At 62.7% G+C, this 3,638-nt stretch carries 4 protein-coding genes; all 4 read right to left on the reverse strand.

The features are described from left to right. Positions 1-102 precede the first annotated feature (102 nt). Genes ccoP through ccoN form a run of 4 tightly spaced genes read right to left on the reverse strand, consistent with a single transcriptional unit; the run spans position 103 to position 3,330 of the window. Positions 103-1,080 (reverse strand): cytochrome-c oxidase, cbb3-type subunit III, encoded by a 978-nt coding sequence (gene ccoP / locus IAE38_RS23590; protein ID WP_201165540.1) that lies wholly within the window; start codon positions 1,078-1,080, stop codon positions 103-105. Next, on the reverse strand, positions 1,077-1,274 hold the full coding sequence (locus IAE38_RS23595) for a CcoQ/FixQ family Cbb3-type cytochrome c oxidase assembly chaperone (protein WP_028632169.1): 198 nt from the start codon (positions 1,272-1,274) through the stop codon (positions 1,077-1,079). The genes ccoP and IAE38_RS23595 overlap by 4 nt, the downstream gene beginning before the upstream one ends. Before the next feature lie 5 nt (positions 1,275-1,279). Next, the gene (ccoO, locus tag IAE38_RS23600; RefSeq protein ID WP_028632170.1) at positions 1,280-1,888 is read right to left on the reverse strand and encodes a cytochrome-c oxidase, cbb3-type subunit II; all 609 of its coding nucleotides are present in this window, start codon (positions 1,886-1,888) and stop codon (positions 1,280-1,282) included. Then, complete coding sequence (gene ccoN, locus IAE38_RS23605) at positions 1,888-3,330, reverse strand: cytochrome-c oxidase, cbb3-type subunit I (RefSeq protein WP_201165534.1); 1,443 nt, start codon at positions 3,328-3,330, stop codon at positions 1,888-1,890. The genes ccoO and ccoN overlap by 1 nt, the downstream gene beginning before the upstream one ends. Between the last annotated feature and the right edge of the window lie 308 nt (positions 3,331-3,638).

The raw sequence follows: 3,638 nt of genomic DNA on the forward strand, positions 1-3,638 counted from the left end.
CGCGAACACCGGCGAGGCCGGTGCCATGCACCGCGCTGCATGCTTCGCGGGGGAACCCGCCCCCACAGGATTGGGGTTGACCCGCGCCGGGGGCAGGCCTGCTTACTCCGCCTCGGCCGGCGCATCCTGATGCGACAGGCTGTACACATAGGCGGCCAGCAAATGCACCCTGTCATTGCCCTGCAACTGCTCTTGCGCCGGCATCTGCCCTTGGCGGCCATAGCGGATGGTCTGCTGCAGCTGGGCAAAGCTCGAGCCGTAGATGAACGCCTGCGGGTGCGTCAGGTTTGGCGCACCCATGGCCGGCGTACCCTTGCCCTCGGGCCCGTGGCAGGCCACACAATTGGTCGCGAAGATCTTCTGGCCGTTTTCCACATCGGCCTTGACGCCCTCGGGCAGCGTGCGCCCATCGAGCTTGCTGACCACGAACGCGGCCACGTCGGCCACGCCCTGTTCGCCGATCACCTCGGCCCAGGCCGGCATCACCCCATGACGGCCACCCATGATGGTGGCCTTGATGGTGTCCGGCTCACCGCCCCAGCGCCAGTCGTTGTCGGTCAGGTTGGGGAAGCCATAGGCGCCCTTGGCGTCCGAGCCGTGGCACACCGAACAGTTGGAAGCAAACAACCTGGCCCCCATTTTCAGGGCCTGCGGGTCCTTGGCCACGTCCGCAATGGGCATGGCGGCGAACTTGGCGAAAATCGGGCCGAAGCGGGCGTCGGCCTTGGCCATTTCCTTTTCCCACTCATGGGCGCCCGTCCAGCCGGCCTCGCCGTTGGCGAACTCGGTCTGCTTGTCGTTATCCAGGTAGCTGTACCCCGGTAGCATGCCCTTCCAGTTGCCCAGGCCCGGGTACAGCACCAGGTAGCCCAGGGCAAAGACGATGGTGCCGACGAACAGCCAGAACCACCACTTGGGCAGGGGGTTGTCGTACTCCTCGATGCCGTCGAAGGCATGGCCGACGGTTTCGTTGGTGACTTCGTCGCGCTGGCCTTTGCGGGTGGACAGCAGCAACCAGGTCAGCGCGAAGATGGTACCTAGGGTCAGGACCGTGATGTACACACTCCAGAAGGTTGTCATTGTTGTTTTCTCCCAGACGCGTTTGCTTGCGCTTTCTCGACGTGGCGGCGGGCCTCGGGGTCATCTGCGAATGGCAGCTGGGTCGCTTCGTCGAAATCCTTCTTGCGGCGTGGGCTGAACACCCATAACGCCAGCCCGACAAAGGCCACCAGCACCACCACAGTGCCCAGGCCGCGAATCATCCCGATATCCATCAGCGTCACCGTTTGCTCTTGATGAGGGTGCCAAGGCCTTGCAGGTAGGCCACCAGGGCGTCCATCTCGGTTTTACCCTTGACCGCGTCGCGGGCGCCGGCGATATCCGCGTCGGTGTACGGCGTGCCCAGGGTGCGCAGTACCTCCATCTTCTTCGCCGTATCACGGCCGTCGAGTGTGTTCTCCACCAACCACGGGTAGGCCGGCATCTTTGATTCCGGTACCACGTTGCGCGGGTTGTACAGGTGCGCCCGGTGCCAGTCGTCCGAGTAGCGGCCGCCGACGCGGGCCAGGTCCGGCCCGGTACGCTTGGAGCCCCACAGGAACGGGTGGTCCCATACGCTCTCGCCCGCCACCGAGTAATGGCCATAACGCTCGGTTTCGGCGCGGAACGGGCGGATCATCTGCGAATGGCAACCCACGCAGCCTTCGCGGATGTAGATATCGCGCCCTTCCAGTTCCAGCGCGGTGCGCGGCTTCATGCCCTCCACCGGTTTGTTGGTGACGTCCTGGAAGAACAGCGGGACGATCTGGGTAAGGCCACCGATGCTCACGGCGATGACCATGAAGAACGCCAGCAGGCCTATGTTCTTCTCAACGGCTTCGTGCTTCATCAGTGCGCTCCCACGATGACGATTTGGGCGGCTGCCTCGGCTTGTACCGGGTTGGCGGCCCGTACCGTGCGCCAGACGTTGTAGGCCATCAGCAGCATGCCGCTGGCGAAGAACGCGCCGCCCAGCGCCCGCACGATGTAGCCGGGGTGGCTGGCTTGCAAGGCTTCGACGAACGAGTAGGTCAGGGTGCCGTCATCGTTGATCGCACGCCACATCAGGCCCTGGGTGATGCCGTTGACCCACATCGAGGCGATGTACAGCACGGTGCCGATGGTGGCCAGCCAGAAGTGCGCGTTGATCAGCCCGACGCTGTGCATCTGCTCGCGGCCATACAGGCGCGGGATCATGTGGTACACGGCGCCGATGGAAATCATCGCGACCCAGCCGAGGGCGCCGGCGTGCACGTGGCCGATGGTCCAGTCGGTGTAGTGGGACAGCGCATTCACCGTCTTGATGGCCATCATCGGCCCTTCGAAGGTGGACATGCCGTAGAACGCCAGCGAGACCACCAGAAAGCGCAGGATCGGGTCGGTGCGCAGTTTGTGCCAGGCACCCGACAGGGTCATCATGCCGTTGATCATGCCGCCCCAGCTCGGTGCCAGCAGGATGATCGACATCACCATGCCCAGCGACTGGGCCCAGTCGGGCAGGGCGGTGTAGTGCAGGTGGTGTGGGCCGGCCCAGATGTACAGGGTAATCAGCGCCCAGAAGTGCACGATGGACAGCCGGTACGAATAGATGGGCCGCTCAGCCTGCTTGGGCACGAAGTAATACATCATGCCCAGGAAGCCCGTGGTGAGGAAGAAGCCCACCGCGTTGTGCCCGTACCACCACTGGATCATGGCATCGGTTGCACCGGCGTAGGCCGAATACGACTTGAACAGGCTCACCGGCAGGGAAATGTGGTTGACGATGTGCAGCATGGCCGTGACCACGATGAATGCGCCGTAGAACCAGTTGCCCACATAGATGTGCCGGGTTTTGCGCTTGACGATGGTGCCGAAGAACACCACGGCGTAGGTCACCCAGACGATCGCCAGCAAAATCGCCAGCGGCCATTCCAGCTCGGCGTACTCCTTGGTGGTGGTGTAGCCCATCGGCAGGGTGATCAGCGCACCGGCAATCACGGCTTGCCAGCCCCAGAAGGTGAAGGCAGCCAGGCTGTCGGAAATCAGCCGCGTCTGGCAGGTGCGCTGCACCACGTAGTAGCTGGTGCCGAACAGCGCACAACCGCCGAAGGCGAAGATCACCAGGTTGGTGTGCAGGGGGCGCAGCCGGCCGAAGCTGGTCCAGGGCAGGTCCAGGTTCAGTTGCGGCCAGACCAGTTGCGAGGCGATGAAGACGCCGAGGCCCATGCCCAGTATCCCCCACACCACCGTCATGATGGCGAACTGGCGGACGACCTTGTAGTTATAAGCAGTCGGACTGGTTGCAGTGCTCATTCTAAGGTTCCACGGTTTTATGTTCTTGTTGGTCGAAAATCGGCGCCAGTATTGATAACCACCCGGGATATCGCAACGCAACTTTGGTACGCCGACCCGTGTCCAGCCCTGTTCGAAGGTGGCACGCAAGGAACAGGTTGCTGAAGATTGTACACAAACAAATATTTGTTATGTGTACCGTTTTTCGTTTTTTTCTGATCGAACGGTCAACCTTTTAAGTACGCCAGCGCCAGGCCGTGCGCGGCGTGTGCAAGGTGGCAACAAGTTTAGTTGGGATGGTGGGGGGTGCAAGGAGGGGGAGGGTGGTG

Origin of the sequence: Pseudomonas sp. S32, from assembly GCF_016648095.1 — a bacterium.
Lineage (GTDB): Bacteria > Pseudomonadota > Gammaproteobacteria > Pseudomonadales > Pseudomonadaceae > Aquipseudomonas > Aquipseudomonas parafulva.